The organism is Lactobacillus sp. wkB8, from assembly GCF_000761135.1.
GTDB lineage: Bacteria > Bacillota > Bacilli > Lactobacillales > Lactobacillaceae > Lactobacillus > Lactobacillus helsingborgensis.
Map to the genome: position 1 here is coordinate 158,417 of NZ_CP009531.1, position 20,287 is coordinate 178,703.

Annotated in this window: 17 protein-coding genes and 1 riboswitch; of the genes, 8 read left to right on the plus strand and 9 right to left on the minus strand. The window is 36.9% G+C overall.

The genetic code is table 11. The features are described 5' to 3' along the window. Nucleotides 1–28: 28 nt before the first annotated feature. On the minus strand, nucleotides 29–1,129 hold the full coding sequence (locus tag LACWKB8_RS00740) for an SLC13 family permease (protein ID WP_038520791.1): 1,101 nt from the start codon (nucleotides 1,127–1,129) through the stop codon (nucleotides 29–31). Nucleotides 1,130–1,318: 189 nt separating this feature from the next. Between LACWKB8_RS00740 and LACWKB8_RS00745 the strand changes: the two genes are divergently transcribed. The 4 genes from LACWKB8_RS00745 to LACWKB8_RS00755 all read left to right on the plus strand — a co-directional run bounded on the left by LACWKB8_RS00745 (nucleotide 1,319) and on the right by LACWKB8_RS00755 (nucleotide 5,019). Next, nucleotides 1,319–1,678, plus strand: coding sequence for an iron-sulfur cluster biosynthesis family protein (locus LACWKB8_RS00745; RefSeq protein WP_046326584.1), 360 nt, complete (start codon nucleotides 1,319–1,321; stop codon nucleotides 1,676–1,678). 175 nt (nucleotides 1,679–1,853) lie between these two features. Continuing rightward, nucleotides 1,854–1,994 (plus strand): hypothetical protein, encoded by a 141-nt coding sequence (locus LACWKB8_RS09215; RefSeq protein WP_109917899.1) that lies wholly within the window; start codon nucleotides 1,854–1,856, stop codon nucleotides 1,992–1,994. Nucleotides 1,995–2,113: 119 nt separating this feature from the next. Then, complete coding sequence (locus tag LACWKB8_RS00750) at nucleotides 2,114–3,031, plus strand: HNH endonuclease (RefSeq protein WP_038520794.1); 918 nt, start codon at nucleotides 2,114–2,116, stop codon at nucleotides 3,029–3,031. 47 nt (nucleotides 3,032–3,078) lie between these two features. Further along, the gene (locus tag LACWKB8_RS00755) at nucleotides 3,079–5,019 is read left to right on the plus strand and encodes a BspA family leucine-rich repeat surface protein (protein WP_052059613.1); all 1,941 of its coding nucleotides are present in this window, start codon (nucleotides 3,079–3,081) and stop codon (nucleotides 5,017–5,019) included. Nucleotides 5,020–5,088: 69 nt separating this feature from the next. Here the strand turns inward: LACWKB8_RS00755 and LACWKB8_RS00760 are convergent, their stop codons facing one another. Further along, nucleotides 5,089–6,612: an SLAP domain-containing protein gene (locus tag LACWKB8_RS00760; protein WP_038520797.1), complete on the minus strand. Its 1,524-nt coding sequence runs from the start codon at nucleotides 6,610–6,612 to the stop codon at nucleotides 5,089–5,091. A gap of 178 nt (nucleotides 6,613–6,790) precedes the next feature. On the opposite strand from LACWKB8_RS00760, the gene LACWKB8_RS00765 reads away from it, so the two are divergent. Further along, nucleotides 6,791–8,632: a BspA family leucine-rich repeat surface protein gene (locus LACWKB8_RS00765; RefSeq protein WP_052059614.1), complete on the plus strand. Its 1,842-nt coding sequence runs from the start codon at nucleotides 6,791–6,793 to the stop codon at nucleotides 8,630–8,632. A gap of 67 nt (nucleotides 8,633–8,699) precedes the next feature. Here the strand turns inward: LACWKB8_RS00765 and LACWKB8_RS00770 are convergent, their stop codons facing one another. The 3 genes from LACWKB8_RS00770 to LACWKB8_RS00780 form a co-directional block, all read right to left on the minus strand. Next, nucleotides 8,700–9,485, minus strand: coding sequence for a hypothetical protein (locus LACWKB8_RS00770; protein WP_038520800.1), 786 nt, complete (start codon nucleotides 9,483–9,485; stop codon nucleotides 8,700–8,702). A gap of 209 nt (nucleotides 9,486–9,694) precedes the next feature. Next, nucleotides 9,695–11,218 (minus strand): SLAP domain-containing protein, encoded by a 1,524-nt coding sequence (locus tag LACWKB8_RS00775; RefSeq protein WP_038520802.1) that lies wholly within the window; start codon nucleotides 11,216–11,218, stop codon nucleotides 9,695–9,697. Nucleotides 11,219–11,414: 196 nt separating this feature from the next. Next, a complete protein-coding gene (locus LACWKB8_RS00780; RefSeq protein ID WP_038520804.1) occupies nucleotides 11,415–12,938 on the minus strand; it encodes an SLAP domain-containing protein in 1,524 nt (507 codons plus the stop codon). A gap of 160 nt (nucleotides 12,939–13,098) precedes the next feature. Here LACWKB8_RS00780 and LACWKB8_RS00785 point away from each other — a divergent pair, with 160 nt between their 5' ends. Then, nucleotides 13,099–14,421 (plus strand): replication-associated recombination protein A, encoded by a 1,323-nt coding sequence (locus tag LACWKB8_RS00785; protein WP_038520807.1) that lies wholly within the window; start codon nucleotides 13,099–13,101, stop codon nucleotides 14,419–14,421. Between the two features lie 148 nt (nucleotides 14,422–14,569). On the opposite strand, the gene LACWKB8_RS00790 is transcribed toward LACWKB8_RS00785, so the two are convergent. Then, a complete protein-coding gene (locus LACWKB8_RS00790; RefSeq protein WP_038520810.1) occupies nucleotides 14,570–14,881 on the minus strand; it encodes a hypothetical protein in 312 nt (103 codons plus the stop codon). 352 nt (nucleotides 14,882–15,233) lie between these two features. On the opposite strand from LACWKB8_RS00790, the gene LACWKB8_RS00795 reads away from it, so the two are divergent. Further along, complete coding sequence (locus LACWKB8_RS00795; RefSeq protein ID WP_166484934.1) at nucleotides 15,234–15,605, plus strand: hypothetical protein; 372 nt, start codon at nucleotides 15,234–15,236, stop codon at nucleotides 15,603–15,605. Between the two features lie 254 nt (nucleotides 15,606–15,859). Further along, nucleotides 15,860–16,777, plus strand: a complete 918-nt coding sequence (locus tag LACWKB8_RS00800; RefSeq protein ID WP_038524868.1) for an alpha/beta fold hydrolase — start codon at nucleotides 15,860–15,862, stop codon at nucleotides 16,775–16,777. 65 nt (nucleotides 16,778–16,842) lie between these two features. On the opposite strand, the gene LACWKB8_RS00805 is transcribed toward LACWKB8_RS00800, so the two are convergent. The 3 genes from LACWKB8_RS00805 to LACWKB8_RS00815 all read right to left on the minus strand — a co-directional run bounded on the left by LACWKB8_RS00805 (nucleotide 16,843) and on the right by LACWKB8_RS00815 (nucleotide 20,263). Continuing rightward, nucleotides 16,843–17,592 (minus strand): amino acid ABC transporter ATP-binding protein, encoded by a 750-nt coding sequence (locus LACWKB8_RS00805; RefSeq protein ID WP_038520816.1) that lies wholly within the window; start codon nucleotides 17,590–17,592, stop codon nucleotides 16,843–16,845. After that, entirely contained in the window at nucleotides 17,592–19,217 is a 1,626-nt protein-coding gene (locus LACWKB8_RS00810) for an ABC transporter substrate-binding protein/permease (RefSeq protein ID WP_038520819.1), read from the minus strand. The genes LACWKB8_RS00805 and LACWKB8_RS00810 overlap by 1 nt, the downstream gene beginning before the upstream one ends. 108 nt (nucleotides 19,218–19,325) lie before the next feature. Next, a riboswitch (Lysine riboswitch) is annotated at nucleotides 19,326–19,502 on the minus strand. 128 nt (nucleotides 19,503–19,630) lie between these two features. Beyond that, the gene (locus LACWKB8_RS00815; protein WP_038520822.1) at nucleotides 19,631–20,263 is read right to left on the minus strand and encodes a DNA-3-methyladenine glycosylase; all 633 of its coding nucleotides are present in this window, start codon (nucleotides 20,261–20,263) and stop codon (nucleotides 19,631–19,633) included. Nucleotides 20,264–20,287 lie beyond the last annotated feature (24 nt).

Consider the following 20,287-nt stretch of genomic DNA (forward strand, 5'->3'; position numbering starts at 1 on the left):
AGCAAAGCTTTACTGATATTATTTATTATTAAATTAATAAAAGACCCCAGCCGGCAACGGTTAGAACCAGCAGACCAATAAACTGCATTACGGACCATTTCTTGAAGAATTCTCCTCTTGAAACTGTGGCGTTTTGGGTAAATGTTTTTAATACTAGCATGTTAGCCATTGAACCGATTGGAGAGCCAAAACCGCCGATATTGGAGCCGAGGAATAATGCCTCCGCGTACGGGGTAAACTTACCAACTAAAATAGTTGCAGGAACATTGCTGATAATTTGACTGGAGATAATCGAAGTGAAGTAGGTCGAGCTTTCCGAATTGATCATTGTGTGAATGATACTGACAATCATCGGAATCTGTTGAATATCACTAATAAAAATAAAAAAGCAGGTAAAAGTTAATAGCAGAGCAAAGTCTACTTTAAGTAAAATTCTGGGATTGATTAATAAAGCCAGTATAATTGCCACAATCATCGGAATGGCAACGTTAATTACCTTAAAGACCCCTAAGAAAAATAGGGCAAAAACCGCAGTTGTAATGATTGTCGGTCTTAAACTAATATTAATTTGTTTAATGTCTTGCCGCGGAATTTCTTTACGAGGAATGAAGTGAAAAATAATAAACGTGATGATCAGTGCCATTAATAGATATGGCAATGACCATGAGAAAAACTGCAGGGCGTTAACAGAATATTTGCTGACCAAAAAAATATTGTGAGGATTACCCCACGGTGTAAAAGCAGCACCAATATTTGCCCCCATCCCAATTAAGGTAACGGGCAAGATTTGAGGCAAATTACATCTTTTGGCGATATTCAAATACAAGGGAATTAATGTAAGCGCTGTTATGTCATTGCCGAGAAACATCCCAGCAATAATTGCTAAGAGTGTAAACAAAATGTTTAATTTCTGCATATTGTCGGCAATACTGGTCAATTTATACGCCAACACGTCTAACACGTGCAGGTAGGCGTATATTTGAATAATGATTAGCATCGCGGCAACTGAAAATATTGTATGAAGGTTGATATCTTCAAGCCGCGGTCTAGCAAAAAAAAGACTGATAATCGTTATTACAAAAGTAATCTGCAGGATTTTATCACTAAAAACCTTTTTCAAGACGGTCATAAAATGTCCCCTTTCACAAGTTACAATCATCTATAATCGCTATATACATTTTGACCTTTTTTCCTCGTATTCGCAATAATAAATTTTCATATTGAAAATGCTCTTTTACTATAAACATATTTTTTGACACTATAACTTAATATATCCTATACTTGAGAAAATTGCTAAGGTTTAGGAGGAAATATTAAAATGAGTGATTCCGAATCAGTAAAAATGAATGTTAAATCAAGTGCTGCTGATAAGATTAGAAAAAGTGTGAAAGATGGACAAGTTGTTTTACTTTCATTAAATGACGGTTCTAACAAATATTCTAACATTGCTGGCAGCTGTGCTGCCGGTACTCGTTTTCAATTTGTAGTTTTGGATAAGCAAGATCCGGAATTTTCAATTAAAGTTGAAAATAATGCCGGCTTGGATTTATACACCAGTCCTGCAGAAATGCAATATTTAGGCAACAACTTGGTTGTTGATGAAAAAAATGCAGCTATTAGTTTAGCTGATGACAGTGGTGTAATTGATGCAGCTATGACTGTCAGTGCAAATAATTAGTGTAATAAACTAATAATATCTAATTAAAAATCACCTAATTTTTTAGCGGTCTCATTGAGGTCGCTTTTTTGCTCAAACCAAAAAGTCACGCTCAAAAAAGCGCATCTTGCTTCATTCTAGCTTAAGTGGTAAACTATATAAGATTTTCGAAAATCTTGAAAGGAAGTATAGTACTATGCGTAAAGGTGAGAATTACAACACTGGTTGTGAGCCAAACCAAAGACCTAAGAACAAGAGAAACGGCAAAAAGCGTGTTGCGCACGTAGCAGCAGTTGTTGCTTTCTTGAACAAGGCCAAAGCAGACGAAAATAAATAGTCTGTTTTTAATTAAGACTAAAGGGTGGATGAAGCTTTCGTCCACCTTTTTTTATTACTCTAAATTGAGTAAAATTAAATTGAAGTAATTACTTTTTGCTTTAAGGAGAATACTTAAAAGTGAAGTTTCAATGCAGTGCGTGCGGTTTGCGCATAAATGCCAAACATTTTAAACAAACAGGCTTGCTTAACCCTAAATTAACCAGTATTTGCGATCTGTGTATCCAGAGAGGGGAAACGCCGGAGAATTTTGCCAATATTGCGGTAAAAGTCTTTGCACAATGCCTACTGTTTACTTTTGTAGGAAAAGATGATGACTCAGAAAGCCCCGCGCTTTTAATTGCCAAAAATGACCTGCGTAAGCGTTATGAGGCTTTTATTCAGGATTATGATGGCAATGAATTAGCCCAGCAGCAACTATCAGCACATGATTTTAACCAGGCAGTTATTGACAGCGAGACGGGTCAAATTGATTTTGTGCCCAGCAGCGAATTTACTTTTGCCGAAAATCTAAGTAAATTAGGATTAACAGTCGACTTTAAACTAAATGAAGTGGATTACATTGACCGTGAGCGTATTCGTGCTAAATACCATTATCGCTGCCAATATTGCGGTAGGCGCGGTCGTAGCGTCGATCACAAAGATCCGGTTTCGCTGTCACATAATAATGATTTTGACAACCTGATTTTATCCTGCACGGAATGCAATCGCATCAAGTCCAACATGCCGTATAAATTGTTTGTCAGTTTAAATAATGAAATCCCTGAAGTTAACCACAAACTCGTCAAATATGAAGACGCTCTTGCTACTTTGAAGGGTGAATTTGAGGAAAGACGGCGCGAATTAGCTGCTAAAATGCATCTAAAAGGCGTTGTTAATGATCCCGAACTTGACCAGATGCGTAAGCAAAACAAAAAACTGCAGGATGCAATTGATAGCTTGGAAAGCGATTATACTGACTTGCGTTCTTTACGCGAGCAGCATTTTATGACTGGTTGGAAACTAGCGCAAGTAAACACAAAAGAAGATATTATTTAACTTTTAAAAGGCTTACAATGAAGTTAAGGAAAAAGGGAGGTTAAAAAATGAAGTCAACTAAATTCAAGCAAAATATTTTAGCAAAATTGGGGATCAGTATGGCTGCCGCAGTCTTGGGCATGATGAGTGGCGCTAATCTGGTCCAGAATGTTTTGGCAGCTTCTGCTACACCTGCTGCTAACGATCAAACTGCAAAAACAACACCAACTGCAACCAGCACTGTCAATAATCAGCTAGGCTTTTGGACTGGCACAGATGGCAGTTGCACTTGGAAATATGATGTTCTTACCGATACTCTGACTATTAGCGGTACTAAGGGAGCACAACTGTCAAGTACGCCTTTTACTAAAGAATTCAAATGGGCTGGGAATATCGAACATATTGTTTTTGAAGATCCGATTCAAATGGCACCGGACTCAAAAGAAAAATTTGCTCAATTAAGTTCACTGCAAGATATCAAAGGCATAGACAAAGTTGATACCAGCAACGTAACTAATATGTCGAAGTTGTTTTCTGACGATTCGAACTTAACCAGTCTTGATGTCAGCCATTTTGATACTAGCCGGGTAACCGATATGAGTCAAATGTTTTTGGGTCTAAGAACGACCGAACTAGATGTCAGTCACTTTGATACCAAAAATGTAGTGAACATGAACGGCATGTTTGAATCCACAAAAGCCAAGCAGTTAGATATTAAGAATTTTAATACATCCAACGTAACCGATATGGGAAATATGTTTACCTATACAGTTGTTACAAAATTGGACCTAGACCACTTTGATACCAGTAATGTAACTAATATGGCCAACATGTTTGGGGAAGCTAAGGTCACACAACTTAATCTTAAAAACTTTAACACGCAGAATGTAACAGATATGAGTGGGATGTTCGCAAATGACAGCCTAACTAACTTAGACCTAAGTAATTTTGACACCCACAATGTTACTAAAATGAATGGTATGTTTGAAAAGCTTAAAAAAGTAACCAGTCTTGATTTAAGCAATTTTAATACCCAAAATGTGACCACAATGGCCTATATGTTTGCTGACGCGCCTGATTTAGTAAAGGTAAATACCACTGGCTGGGATACTCGCAACTTAACAGATACTCAGTATATGTTTAGTGAAATGAATAGCCTAACTGATTTCGATTTGGGTAATTTGAACACCAGTAAAGTCAAAGATATGACTGGGATGTTTACCGGTTTTAACCATCTTGATCAACTGGACTTAAATAAATTAGACACACGCAGTGTTATTTATATGGTTGGCATGTTTGAAAATGTCTCCAATGTTAAGAAAATTGATGTCAGTCATTTTGATGTTCGCAAAGTTACGCGCACTTTCAATATGTTTAGAAAATGTACGGCTTTATCTGAAGTAAATTTGAAGGGTTGGAACCCAAAGAGTTTAACGGATATGGGCAACATGTTTAGGAATGATAAAAATTTAGTTAATGTCGATTTAGGCAAGCTGAACACCAAAAATGTTTCCAGTATGATTGATTTATTCAGAAATGATACCAAGTTGGAAACTGTGGACTTGCATGACTGGAACACGAGTAAAGTATATGCGACGGCTAGAATGTTCATGGATTGTCCTAATCTAACTTATGTCAACTTACACGGGTGGAAAATGCCCAAGTTAGAAGATTCAACGCAAATGTTTTATCACGATAAAAGCCTGATCGGTGTGGATCTTAGTCATTTTAATATTCATAATAGTCAAATATTACTGGAGGCTGGTAATCCTAAAGGATTTGCTGTGAAGCTGGGCCATTACCGTTTGCGTAAGAGTTCAGGTGTAGGTCAAGGATTTAAGCACATTCAGGCTGTAGGCAAAGGAACAATTAGAAAGCCGAAAGGCAAAAAATATACTGCAAAGCAATTATTCAAGCTGTATAATCATTCTGCCAAAAAGAGCCCTAAAAAAACTTATGTCATGTATAATGGTAAAAAACCACAGCTGCCAAAATCATTTCATTTTTAATCTTTAGCAAAATAAAAGGATTAGTTCATTTCAGAACTAGTCCTTTTTATTTTGGCTTTCCAGCAAACTTTAACTAAAATCTTCGAAGTACAAAGTGTCTATCTGGGTTTTAGTGGTTTCTAATAACCAGTTTGCTTCATCTACTTGTGCCAAAGTTGCTTTTGCTGATCTTAAAACAACAGCTGCGTTAACTAAAGCATAGTCGTAACTAAGCAAAAGTCCAACATGGCGGCCACTGCCGTTACCAATTTGCTGCCCAGAATCAAAGGCTTTCTGTAGCTGTGCTTTATCGCTGTCAGTGGCTATTTTTTGTCTTTGCTCAGCTTCTGCAGGTTTATTTAAAGGTGAAAGCTTAATACCGTCATAAAATTTTACGTCGCTGGCTTTGACGAAACTGTTAACGGAAATTATTTTTTCAGCGGTAGTTAAAGTGCTCCCAGCATTCTGAGAGTCTGACTTAGGACTGCTTAACTGAGTACCGTCATTATTGAGAAGGTCTTTTTTGTTAAAGCTGCTGCTTAAAAGATGGTAATACAATTCAGCCTTATTTGTTGCTGCATTCCAAATATAGAACAAGCCGTCAACATTGAAGATGGACAGCTCCGCAGCATTAAAGCTAACTCCAACAGGGTTGCCTGTGACATCATACAACTTAATGTTTGCAGTCTTCTTTGATTTCACATAACTGCAGACTTGAGCAAGATAATCAGAAGTTGGCAAGTAGTTTCTTAAATTGATGTAGCTTTCATCTATGTACTCGTCAGGATGATCATGCAGACGGAAAATATAGCCTTCAAAGTCTTCTGCCCAAGGTTCAACAGCCAAATCAACTTTTATTTTCTGCCCCTTTTTTAAAACATGTTTTGTTGTCTTATTTTTGATAGTTTGAGTTGCTGTCTTTTTTAAGACCGTGGCAGTTGTAACCCCATTGTAAGTTAGAGGATAACCATCTAAGCTTGCCACGTTATAGGCTTTGACATAGCGATTTTTACCAATGGCATAATAATTTTTCCCTTTAATTTTTGTAAGAGGAAGGTAGAAAAAGTGCTCATCGTTATCTGATTTAAAGTATTTACTATAATAGTATTTCGGCTTTGACTTAACTTGTTTAACTTTGCCCTGATACTTAACAATAGCGCGCTTAGGTAAAGTATAGCCACTCTTGTTACCGGCTTTAGTATATACAGCTGATTTCTGTAATAAAACCAATTTGCCCTTTTTGCTGTTCTTACCATTGACTTCTTTAATATCCGCCATACTAATGTAGCAACCATCACCAATATTATAGAATTTTTGTCCATTAATTATTTTGGTGCCGTAATATTGCATAACATCTGCATTAAATCCTGGAATGTACTTATAGCCATTGGCATCATCTTCAGCATAAGGCAGATATTTGTTCTTGTTTTTAATTTTATGACCATATTTATTATAAAGATGGGCATCATAGATTAACGTGATTTTACCCTTTGCGGTCTTTTTACTGCTTTTGGCAGCTGCAACTGTATGTATTTGATTGCAATTTGCTAAAAAAGGTGTGACGACCAATGCCAAAGCCGTAATCGCCAAACAGATTTTTTTGGTAAGTTTCATGATTTACCTCCTTACTAATCCTTTCTACTAAATTTATTATAACCTAATATAGGTGCAGCAATACATGTCTTACAGTAAAAGAATAATAGTCTGGCAAAGTTTAACTTAAGTTTTAAATTATTAATTAGTTTTAAGTAAAATACCCGTATAATTAGGGTAAGAGAAAAGAGGTGTCAAGATGAAATTACCCATTTTAATCAAGTTAAAAAAGACAGGTGCAGGCTTGGCAGCAATGGCATTAGGTTTAGTCGTAACGTTGCACACCAATTTAAATGTGGCTGCCGCAACAGAACCTCCTACTGCTGTCCCAGTTAGTGCGACAGGTTTGCCAGCTGATGCTGGTCTGTGGACTGGCACTGATGGCAGCTGCACATGGAAATATGACATTATTACCAGAACCCTGCGGATTAGTGGCGCGCAAAAGGATAGTCAATTATCAAGTACACCGTTTTTAAAGCAGTTTAAATGGTCTGGTAATATTGAGCATATTGTGTTTGAAACACCGGTTCAAATGGCTCCGAACTCGGCAGAAAAGTTTTCCGATCTTGAGCATTTGAAGGATATTACGGGCCTCGACAAAGTTGATACTAGTCAAGTGACAAATATGGCTTTTCTTTTTGCCAATGACCAAGCCCTAACTAAAGCTGATGTGAGTCACTTTGATACCAGCCAAGTGACTAGTATGGAACGAATGTTTGACAGCACAGCACTAACAGAAGTAGATTTGAGCGGTTTTAATACCAGCAAAGTCACTAATATGAGTGGTATGTTTAGAAACAGCTCGATGAAACATCTTAATCTGAATAATTTTGCTACCAGCCAAGTGACCAATATGGCAGATATGTTTGCGGATAGCGATGTGGCAGAACTTAATCTTGCTAATTTTAATACCGGTAATGTCACTAACATGGCTGGTATGTTTGCTGGAGTAAAGGTTCCTGAACTAAATCTTAAGCACTTTAACACTAGTAAAGTTAATAATATGTCTGGTATGTTTTCCAGTACCCAAAATCTGTCAAGTCTTGATTTGAGTAATTTTGATACCAGTCAAGTGACTGATATGGCGGAAATGTTTAGGGGTAGCACTGTTACTCACTTAAATTTGGTTAATTGGGACACCAAAAATGTCACCAGTATGAAAAATATGTTCCAAGGGTGTTCTAATTTAACTAAACTTGACTTAAGTGGCTTTAATACCAGTAATGTTACAGATATGTCTGGTATGTTTGCAAAATTCGCCCATTTGGATCAGCTAAATTTCGGTCACTTTGATACGAGTAAAGTTAAAGATATGAAAGAAATGTTCGCATACAATCCAGCTGTTACTAGTTTGGATTTAAGTAGTTTTGATACCAGCAACGTTACTAATATGATCTCGCTGTTTTCTGGAGACAGCTCTTTGGCTAAACTCAATTTAACGGGCTGGAATACCAAGAACGTACGCTGGATGAATTCAATGTTCAGTGGCGACAGCAGTCTAAAAGACATTGACTTGAGGCACTTTAATACTGCCAAAGTTACTGATATGCTTAGGATGTTTAAGGGTGCAAAAAGTCTGGAGCAGCTTGACCTGCATACTTGGGATACACGTCAGGTTACCAGGGTCAGCCAAATGTTTATGGACTGTGATAATCTTGTTTTTGTTGATTTGCGTGGCTGGCAGTTACCAAAAGTGTATGATTCAACGGAAATGTTTACTAATGATCAGAAACTCGCTGGAGTTGATTTAAGCCATTTTAATATTCATAATAGTCAGATTTTGAAAAATGCTGGTAATCCTAAAGGATTTGTTGTCAAGCTCGGTCATTACCGCTTACGTAAGAGTTCAGGAGTAGGTCAAGGATTTAAGCATATCCAAGCAGTAGGCAAAGGCACAATTAGAAAGCCGAAAGGCAAGAAATATACTGCAAAACAATTGCTAAAACTGTATAACCATTCGGCTAAAAAGAGTCCTAAAGAAACTTATGTTATGTATAATGGCAAAAAGCCGCAGCTGCCTAAAGGGTTCAAACTTAAATAATACAAAAAAGGCTAGTTCGTTTTAACTACGAATTAGCCTTTTGTTTTATTAGTGAGAGCACTGAAGATTATTTTAATTTGCCTTCATTAATAAGCTCAGCGTCACGAATTGCAAGTTTCTTGTTATGTGCTTCATGACCTTTATCAGATAGATTAGAATTAAACTTGTACCCACGTTTCTTCAAAGCTTTAATATCGCTTTTAATTAATGATGTATCAACCTGTGGGTGTTTCTTGTAATAGTTATAATCGTATAAATAATCACCATATTCTACAACATCACTCCATCCAACATGCTGTTTAGGTGCTTTTGCTTTCTTTGGCTTTTGTACAGGTTGTGGCTTTAAATCGCCTGATGGTTTAGTAGTAGGAACATCTTTCTTAATTTGTCTCTTTAACCACTTAATTTCAGCGTTAAGACAGTTCTTGAAAGTCTTGGCATACTTAGTCTTATAATTTTTAAAATGCTTCAAGGTCTTCTTGTAAAGGGCTAATTTTTTAGCCTTATTCGTTAACTTTTGCCCCTTCTTGACGTTCTTATTGAAATAATTATTTGCTTTTTGGTGGCGTTTTGACCAAGTTTTCTTAGTTTTGTGGATATTGGTCTTTGGTTCAGCTACAGGGCAAGATATTTCTGATGTTAATACGTGGGTATCTTGGATAGGTTGCGAAATTGGTTCAGCTACAGGAGTTTCAGTTTTATCTGTTGCACTTGTGTCTGGATTATTTGTATTAGTATTTGTTTGATTAGTTGCAGCGACATCTGCTAAAACAGCTGAAGTTTGACTAATAATTGGCGCTAAAACGGTAATACCCGCGACAGCTGCAACAATAATATTTTTATGTAATTTCACTTTGATTTACTCCTTTAAATTTGATTTTAATAACCTTTATCACTAAGCCTATCACAACTTTTTATCAGTTTATAGCTACTTTTTAATAATTAGTAACTGATAAATTAGCATTAAACTGATAGTCTCGTTTTTGCCAGGCTCTACATATTGTCTATTATATTTGCTTGGACTATTTTTGTAAAACTAATATTGCTCAAGCCAGTAGACATTTAATCACCCGGCGGAGTAGACATAGTTGTCAGCTGTTTTTTAGCGGTTTTAACGTACCAGACAGCTTCATCTACCTGCGTAACAGTTGCCTTATCAGACCTTAACGTAGCAGAAGCGTTTCTTAAGGCACAATCATAATTAGACATGAGATTATCATAGGCGCTATTTTGTGCTAGATCTTTTCCTTCGTTAAAAAGTGTGAGCAGTTCCTGCTTATCAGCTCCTGTCGCAATCTTTTGCCCATTTTCAGCCTGCTCAATCGTATTCAGTGCTTTTAGCTTTAACCCGCTGACGTATTTCACATCATTCACCTTAATAAAGTTATTGCCATAGATTAATGCTTGCTTTTTTGCAGGGTAAGTTGGTTCTGAATTTGGCACCGGGTTTGGTTGGTTGGCATCAATCACACTAGCGTCACTGTAATTTAAACAATGATAAAACAGTTCCGCCTTATTTTCCTCAGGTACCCAGAGATACATTATGCCATCAACTGTTAGATTACTGTATTGCGGCTTTATAATACGTTTACCAATTGTCTTGCCAGATGTGTCATAAAGTTCAACGCTGTTGTCTGTCACTGGCGTAACGTAAGTATAAACTAAGTCGCGATAGTCAATGATAGGCAAATTCTTTTTCAATTTAACATCATCTTCATCAACATATTCATCCGGATAGTCGTGCAGTCTGTAAAGATAACCCTCAAAGCCATCATTTTGGTAAGGAATAACAGTTAAATCAAGTTTAATCTTCTGTCCTTTTTTCAGTTTACGTTTAACGGCAGAATAATTTACCGTTATGCTGGCGGTGTTCTTAAGAACAGTCGCTGACGAAACACCGTTGTAGCGAGCAATGTGACCGTTAATATAGCCGACGTTGGCTGCTTTAATGTAACTGTTATGTCCTAAAGAGTAAAAATATTTTCCTTTTATTTTGTGGGCAGGTACGTATTTGGGCTGGAAGTACCTTGCGACATCATTAAGGTAGTAAAAATATTTGGGTGTTTTGGTAGCAGTCTTAGCTTTTCCCTGGTACTTAACAACTGTATTAGTTCTAAGTTTCTTTCCCGTTGTTTTGCCAGTCTTGGTGTAAATCAGTGCATCGTGTTTGATAGTCAATTTACCTTGTGTGATATTGCGCCCATTGACTTTTAAAACATTAGCACTATTAATATAATAGTTATGCCCCAAGTGGTAAAACTTTTGCCCGTTAATTTTTTTAGTGCCGTAGTAGGGATAATTGGTTCTACTGTCATCATCATAAACTATCATTTCTGTAGTCAAATAGCCCTTGGGATCAGCGCTAAAGCCGTTAGGAATGTTATAGCTATGTGTACCCCGATTTTGCTTCAATTTTATTTTATGGCCTGACGGGTTGTAAACATAATCGCTCTCAAGCAGCGTGACTTTTCCTTTGGCTTTCTGAGCAGCTTCTACTGTTTGGGGGTTAGCGGTATATGGCAAAAATAGAGTGGTGGATAGGGCCAGGGCTGTTAAGCCAATGCCAACTTTCTTGAAAAATTTCATTTTATGACCTCACAAAAAACGCTTAGGTTAATATCATTGTACCCTAAACTGATATTTAAAATTGTTTTATTATATAAATTACCTAAACTTTTGCGTGGCTTTCAATATTTTCGCGTGATTTAGTTAGTTTTCAAATTAAGCAATAAAAATAGAGTTAAACCACTCTTATTTGGTGGACTAACTCCATTTTTTTAATTTAACTCCATTCAGCGAAGTTTAAAGTACTTAATTGAATTTTGGTTGTGTCAAGTAGCCAAATTGCCTGCTTTACTTGAGCAATCGTTGCTTTTGGAGATTGTAAAACAGAAGAAGCAATCATCAAAGCATTATTATAATTACTTACTGCACTTTGTTGCTCACACTTAACATTCTTGTTATTCTTATTTTCCTCAAATTTTCTTTGTAATTCTTGCTTATTCTTATCTGTTGCTACTTTCTGATCGTTCTCAGCATCTTTAGCAGTATTGAGAGGGGTAAGTTTAATTCCACTGGCAAAAGTAACATCACTAGCTTTGACAAAGCTGTTAGTATAACGCATCTTATCTTCTGTCGATTCAATTAGTTTATTGTTTTTATCAAACTCTGGTTTTTTAAGGTCAGTGCCGTCGTTATTAACAAAATAGTTTCTGTCTATTCTGTAGGTTAAAAAGTGATAAAACAGTTCTGCTTTGTTTTCGCTAGGTACCCATAAGTAATAAAGACCATCAACGGTCAAGGGGTTTTGCTTACGGTTCCTGTAACTGATACCTGTTGGAGTACCGTCAAAATTATAGAATTTAGTATTTGTCGTAGTATTAGGCCTTACATAGGTGAATGTCAGTTCATCGTAACTTGATGTTGGCAAATAGTTTCTCAATTTAATGTAACTTTGAGCAACATATTCGTTAGGATAATCGTGCAGGCGATAGATATAGCCTTCAAAGTCTTCTGCCCAAGGCTCAACCGCTAAATCAACTTTAATTTTTTGCCCCTTTTTTAGAACGTGCTTAGTAGAATCATTGGTTAATGTTTGAGTTGTCGTCTTTTTGAGAACAGTGGCATAGCTAACGCCATTATACATAAGAGGATATCCATCTATACTATCAACGTTATTTGCTCTAATATAACGATTCTTCCCTATTGCATAACAGTCTTTACCATTAACTGTTTCTGTCGGCAAGTAATAAAAGGTTGTCTTTTGCTCAGAAACGTTAAATTTTGCAAAGTAATATTTTTGCTTGGATTGAGTTTGCTTAACCTGACCCTGATAGTTAACGACTGATTTAACTGGTAGAGTCTTGCCTTTTAGTTTACCGGTTTTAGTATAGATTGCAGATCTGTGATTCAAAACCAGCTTACCGGTCTTAAAGCTTTTGCCGTTAACGTTATTGACATCACCGTCATTAATATATTCTCCTTGACCAATTTTATAGTATTTTTGCCCATTAATCATTATTGTGCCGTAATAATCTAAGGAGTCGACATCAAAAGAAGAAACATAGCAGAATCCATTAACATCTGCTTCGATTACAGAATAATTCCCGTTTTTTCTTGCTTTAAGTCTTTGACCATATTGATTATATACGGGTGCGTCATTGACTAAAGTAATTCTGTTTTTAGCTAGTTTTTGTGTTTTTGGCGCAGCTTGCACTGTTTGAATATGATTTAGACTTGGCAGCAGCGGACTAATTGTCAACACTGTTGCGGCTAAGCCAAGACCAATTTTCTTGAAAAATTTCATATCTTCACCTCATTATATGTGACTTTATAACCAATATAATTATAACGCAAACTAGTTATTAAAATCAGAGCAAACAGACGTTCATTTATTTTTGCTAGCGAACAAATACTTGTATAATTAGGTTAGTAAGTATCTAGAAGTAAATAAAGAAGATGTAATGATGAAGCAAGAATCATTATTTGCAAACAGTGGGCAAAATGAACCATTGGCTAACCGCGTACGTCCCCAAAATCTAGATCAGTTTGTAGGACAAGAACAGCTGCTGGGACCGGGAAAAATTTTGCGAGAAATCATTGATAATGACCAGGTTTCCTCAATGATTTTTTGGGGACCACCGGGAGTCGGCAAAACGACTTTGGCTGAAATAATTGCCCGGCAGAGTCAAGCGAGCTTTTTTAATTTTAGTGCGGTTGACAGCAGCATTACTAAAATCCGCAAAATTATGAGGCAGGCTGAAGCAGAACACGAAGTGGGGCAAAAAACGCTGGTATTTGTAGATGAAATCCATCGCTTTAATAAAGCACAACAAGATGCTTTTTTACCCTATGTTGAACGTGGCAGTATCACGTTAATTGGCGCCACGACCGAAAATCCTTCCTTTGAAGTTAATTCGGCACTGCTTTCACGCTGCAAGGTTTTTGTCTTAAAACCGCTTGAAGTCAAAGATATTATCAAGTTATTGCAAAATGCTTTGCGCAACCCTAACGGTTTTGGCAAATTAACCGTTAAAATCAGTGAGCAGGAGATTGAAGCCATTGCCAAATTTGCCAACGGTGATGCCAGAACTGCTTTAAATACGTTAGAGATGGCGGTTTTAAATGGCAACAAAAGTGGTAATACGATCGCTGTGACTATGGACAGTCTGGGGCAATTAATCACACAAAAGTCAGTCTTGTATGATAAAGACGGGGAAGAACACTACAATATTATCTCCGCTTTGCATAAATCAATGCGTAACAGCGATGTAGACGCGGCAATTTATTGGCTGTCGCGCATGCTTGAAGGTGGAGAAGATCCGCTTTATATTGCACGTAGACTAGTGCGCTTTGCCAGCGAAGATATTGGCTTGGCAGATACTAATGCGCTGAATGTGGCGGTCAACGTCTTTCAGGCTTGCCAATTTATAGGGATGCCGGAATGTGATGTGCATTTGACAGAAGCTGTGATTTATCTGTCACTTGCTCCGAAATCAAACGCAGTTTATAAGGCTAGACTAGCTGCTGAAGAAGATGTTAAGAAGACTATTGATGAACCAGTACCTTTGCAGATTCGCAACGCCCCAACTAAGTTAATGAAAGATTTAGGCTATGGTAAAGGTTACCAGCTGGCGCATTATGCTAAAGACAAGTTAACGACAATGAAAACTATGCCACCAAGTTTAGAGGGACACGAATATTATTTGCCAACCTCGCAGGGTCATGAAGACCGTTTTAAAAAGAGGCTGGAACAAATTAAAGAATGGCACAAAGAACACGATGATTAAGGCGCAGCTTTTAAAGTCTAGCCTCATTAGTTTTAATTACCGGGACACTGCTATTTGAGCATCAACTAAAAAGCGGGCAAATCACAATTTAAGTGGTTTGCCTGTTTTCGTGCTCTTTCTTTTTTGTGGCGATATTTATTTAAATTTATTATTTAACGAAAAGCATATTGCCTGAAGCCCACATAATGTAAAAAAACAGAATAACGCCAATTATTAGAGCTAATAGCCAACCTAAAACCAAACTTATAATAAAGGTAATATGTTTGTGTTGAAAAAATGTTGTCAATACTTCCGCCAAAGCTGATAGTAGAAGACCTAAGGCGCAAACGCTTAAATCAACAGATTTGAAAAACGGTAAGATTAAAACCAATAAGAATGCGCCTAATACAATAAACCATAAATATTTATAGCCATGATCTTGTAACAGTTGTTCTTTTATCGTAGTCTGGTTTCTGGTCATTATCGATAGTTCCTCTAATCATGATGTTGTCAAAATTTATTATGCACAAAGCAATATTAAGTTTTTCACAGATACAAGAAACAGTTATAATTTAATTTAAGCTTTTAGTTATATCAGTGATAATAATTACTTATAGGTTAGTACATAAATATTAAATTGTAAAATTTTTAATTAGAGATAAATTAAGCTGATTTTTGACCAATCTGAAACAGATACAATAGCTGATATTTCTAACGGAACAACTGCAGTGACTAATAGAACCTTTGATTAATACCACATTTCATTTATAATTATAAATAATAAAATAATTAAAATAATTCGAAAAAGAAAGGCTGTGGGAAATAAGATGAAAATGAAATTAGCAAGAGCTGCTTTACTATTGTTGTGTCCATTTGGAATGGCGCTTTTTTTCTCCAATAAGCCGAACTATAACTTAATATGGTCAATTAGTGCGTTCATCATGACAATAATTGCTACAGCTTGGTTTGAAGTAAAAGAAGATACATTTATTGACCAAGTCGAAAATGATTTAATTTACTGTTTGGCATTACAAGGCGTACCCATTAGTTTTGAAACTTTATATTTATTGAATATGACAGATGAGCAAGAAGACCACCCGTTATTGATACTCTTGATTATTGTCTTAAATTTAATCTGTGTGTTCTTATTTGACTATTTACTTAATCGAGTTAAATTTTACAAGGCTGAAGGTAAAAATGAGTAAAATTTAACAGGATTTGAGTACCAGGCATATAAAAATGCTTGGTACTTTTTTCTAGCGTAAAGTTCGTCAGATTATTTGATATATATCGGTTTTTTAGTTTAGAGTAGTAAAAGTTACGAACTTTTATTTGATAAAAATTGCGTCAGCCTTGTAAATATAATTTGCAATTTACAAAGCAGAGACATTAATAATATACTTAAATAAAGTAGCAGTGTATGCATAATAACAAGCGATTATATGAATATAGGCAAAAAATGAGTAGCACATCAGTAATAGAAAACGTCATAATTAACGGCACTAAACTTTATTTTTCAATTAGTTCAAAGCAAGGCCGGAAACCAATCATTTTATATTTGCATGGTGGACCGGGTGATGCCTGCATCCCCTTGACCAAAAAATTTAATAGCGAACTAGAAGATCATTTTATCTTTGTCAATCTGGAACAAAGAGGCAGCGGACTATCGTATTACAAATTTTCACCTGAAGAAAACTTGTCCATTAATACCATCTTGGCAGATATTCATCAGTTTGTGCTTTATTTATTAAAACGGTTAAAACAAGATAAATTGATTATCATGGGTCATTCTTGGGGCACGGTTTTAGGGCTCAATTTTATTCAAAAGTATCCAGACCTAGTTACGCAATATATCGGAATTGGTCAAGTCGTTAATATGAAAAAGAATATTGCTTTACAAAAAGCTTTTTTACGAACAAAAATGAAAAATACTGCCAAACTTGACCAACTTGATTTTGTCCATGAACCAACTAAAGCCAGCCTCAAATTAACTAAAATGATTGTGGCTTATGGCGGCTCAATCTACGGCGCTAAAAACTACCGCAAATTAATTGGTCCTTTTATATCGGCTAAAGATTATTCTTTTAAAGACTTAATTCATCGTTTGCAAGGCTCGAAGCAATCAATTCAATATTTTTGGGAAGAACTGATGAACGTTAATTTTGAAAATATCCTGCATTTTGCCGTTCCCATCGCTTTCTGTGAGGGCAGGCATGACCACCATGTGTCCTCGCAATTGACTGCAGAATATGCTGCTAAAATTACTAGTCCGTGCAATATAATTTGGTTTGACCATTCCGGACATTTCCCGCAGTGGGAGGAACCAACTAAATTTAATCAGGAAATTATTGGACTTTTAGAGCCACAAGCAAACTAAAAAACTGATAAATCACGTTATTCATCACGTAGATTTACCAGTTTTTTATATTCAATTAGACCTTATTAATTATTCTGAAAATTACTCAAAAACTTGACGGTTTTTTCATTTTGCGGGTGATTGAATAATTGATCTGGCGTGCCTTGTTCAGTAATTACGCCATCGCTAATGAAAAACATTTGGTCGGAAATCTCCTTCGCAAACGCCATTTCGTGGGTTACGATAATCATCGTTAAACCAGTAGTAGCCAGATTCTTCATGACGCTTAAAACTTCGCCGACCATTTCTGGATCCAAAGCACTAGTAGGCTCATCAAATAACAAAATTTCAGGATCCATGCAGATTGCCCGGGCAATCGCAACCCGTTGTTGTTGTCCACCTGAAAGTTGGCTGGGACGAGCATTAACGTATTGCTCCATACCTACTTTTTTCAGATTAGCAAGCGCAATTTTACGTGCCTCGTCTTTTGACCGTTTCAATACTAATTCTTGACCTACCATACAATTAGCTAAAACGTTCTTATTTTCAAACAAGTCAAATTGTTGGAAAACCATGCCGACTTTAGCACGATAAATATTGCGGTTGTAGTTTGGTGCCAAAACATTTTCACCATGAAAATCAACTTCACCGGCAGTAGGTTCTTCAAGCAGGTTAATACAGCGCAAAGTAGTTGATTTACCGCCACCTGAAGGACCGATAATGGTGGCAATTTCACCTTTATTAATGTCAAAAGAGATATCTTTTAAAACTTGGTGTTCACCAAATGTTTTCTTGATGTGCTTTAAACTTAAAATAGTTTCGTTTGTTTCAGTCATTAGTTCTTAGCCTCCATGTCTTTTGGTGTGCCCACTTGAACTTGGTTTGCCATTAAGTTGTAATTCTTACTTCCTTGGAGGTGTTTTTCAATTAAGTTGAATATTCTGGTAATGGTAAAGGTCAAGATGAGGTAGATAGCAGAAATTGTCAGGTAAGTTGGGAAGAACTTAAATGTCTGACTCGCAATCGTCGAACCAACGAAGAACAACTCTGATACGGAGATGATACTCAAAACTGAGGTATCCTTGATATTAACGATAAATTCATTAGTAATTGAAGGAAGACAATTCTTGATTGCTTGTGGCAGAATAATATGCCACATTCTCTGGTTGTGGGTCATTCCTAACGCACTGGCTGCTTCAAACTGACCTTCGGGTGTAGAAATAATTCCGCCGCGGATGATTTCTGCTAAATACGCTCCAGTGTTGATCGAAACAATGATTAGTGCCGCGACCGTTCTATCAATATTCAGGTGCCAGAATTGGGCAATACCATAGTAAATCACAGCTGCTTGCACCATCATTGGCGTACCCCGGAAAATTTCAATATAAACCGAAAGCAGCCAGTTGACAAACTTGAGCAGCCATCTTTTACCACTGGTAGTTGGTGTAGGAATAGTTCTCACAATACCAACGGCTAAACCGATAAAGAAACCTGCAATGGTACCAACTGAAGCCAAAAGTAAGGTCATACCGATACCGTTTAAAATCATGCCGCCATATTGGCGCCACATTGATACTAACCACGGTTCTGACTTAGCCTTTTTACCTTTTTTATCATTATCAGTTTTAGGCTGCTCCTTAACAGCTTCAGTCATTAACCTAACCCTTTTTGCTTGAGGAATAGTAGCTAAAATTTGGTTGACACTCTTGAGCAGCGCCTTGTTGGGCTTGGCAATTCCGATTGAGGTAACAGATTCTTCCTTAGTAGCGTGGAAACCAGCCATTTTGCTGACAGGAATTGACTTAATGTCAGGATCAACCATCTTAAAGGAAGTTGATTCAGTGTCTTCGGCAACATAGCCGTCAATGGTGCCGGAGATTAAACTTTGCCGCATTGCCGCAAAATCGCGCATAGCTGGTTGTCTTTTAGCGCCTTTTAACTGCTTGATCAGGTCATAGTGGAAAGTACCTTGTTGCGCCGTTAATTTAGCACCCTTAAAGTCAGTCAGCTTTTTAGCATTGGCATATCTGCTGTTAATCTTGGTAATTACCACAAAAGTACTGTTTCTGTAAGGCTGGGAAAAATTAATGGCTTTTTCACGTTCAGCAGTTGGACTCATGCCGGCAATAATCAAATCGGCTTTGCCACTAGTCAAGGCAGGAAGTAAACCGTCCCATTCAGTCTTAACAACTTCGACTTTTCTGTGTAATTTTTGCCCAATGATTTTAGCAATCTTGACATCATAACCATTGGCGTATTCTTTTGAGCCCTCAATTGGCACAGCACCGTTGGCATTATTAGTCTGCGTCCAATTGTACGGTTGATAATTAGCTTCCATGGCTACTTTGAGCGTACCGCCGTCCTTTTTGGCATTAACTTCATTCAGGCTAAAATCAGCCCCAATGCCTAAACAAGTGAATAAGGCAACTAAGGTAGCCAACCACTTAAATCTTGACTTCATTTTGAAAACCTCCACAAAATATGTTTCAAATAAAGCCAACACAATAAAAGCGTAAATAAAAAACTCGCTGTTACGCAAAACAACGAGGTTATAATCTATTATTAGAACAAATCATATAGCGCTCCCCGGGGACTAACCGGGACAGTCTGCAAAATATTCTCTTGCAGCCCAACAAGAAGATTGAAACGAACAACATCCTTGTTTCGGCGGTAATTCTTACGTTAACCTTCAAAGTGTTCGCTCACTCAGATTAGTTTCGTAACAACCGCGACCTCTATTGCATTGGAAATTATTTAACTTAGAAAAATAATAGGCTATTAAGAGTGACTTGTCAATAATTTTATTTAAAAAATATTTTATAATTATCTCATTTATTTTCTTTTACTATTTTAAAAGACTTCTGCAAGCTGCTCTTATTGCCAGCCATTACCCGCCTGATAAGCGCTCTTTTTCATTCTAGAAACATAGGGGTTACCGGCAACATAATAACGTAATTCTTTGTTAGCCCATTCTAATTCAGATTGACTAACACCAATTCTGGGGCTGGTTTTAATCTCCTTAGCCTTCTTTTTGTGACTGTCATCTAAGTCAATTTTGAAAGGGGAAGCGGTTAAGAAATGTAAATTCCATTTTTTATCGTGAATGCCAAATGCCTGCATCATTTTGGCTGGTCCATTAGTTAAAAGCACGCCATTTTTGCCCCCACGGTTTTTAATCATCTGCTCTATACCCCAGGCTGGTTCGATAGCCCTGATTAAAACTCCTTGCGGCTCATTATATTCCTGTGTTGCGATATCGAAAAAGAAGTACTGCCTTTGAGCGTAAATATAAATGGTTCCGCCTTTACGATAAAGGCCTTCATTAGCTGGGCTGCGATGACCGCCGTAAGAATGTGCTGCCCGGTCTTTGACCCCTAAATACGCTTCAGCCTCCACAATATAGCCGCCCATTATATTCTGACCATCATTATATGTTAATGGTCTGCCGATTAAGTCTTTAGTAATAGCAGCAGTTGGTTTATTAGTAAAATAAGTTGAATAATTCATTTTTCTTTCCGTGTAGTAAACTTA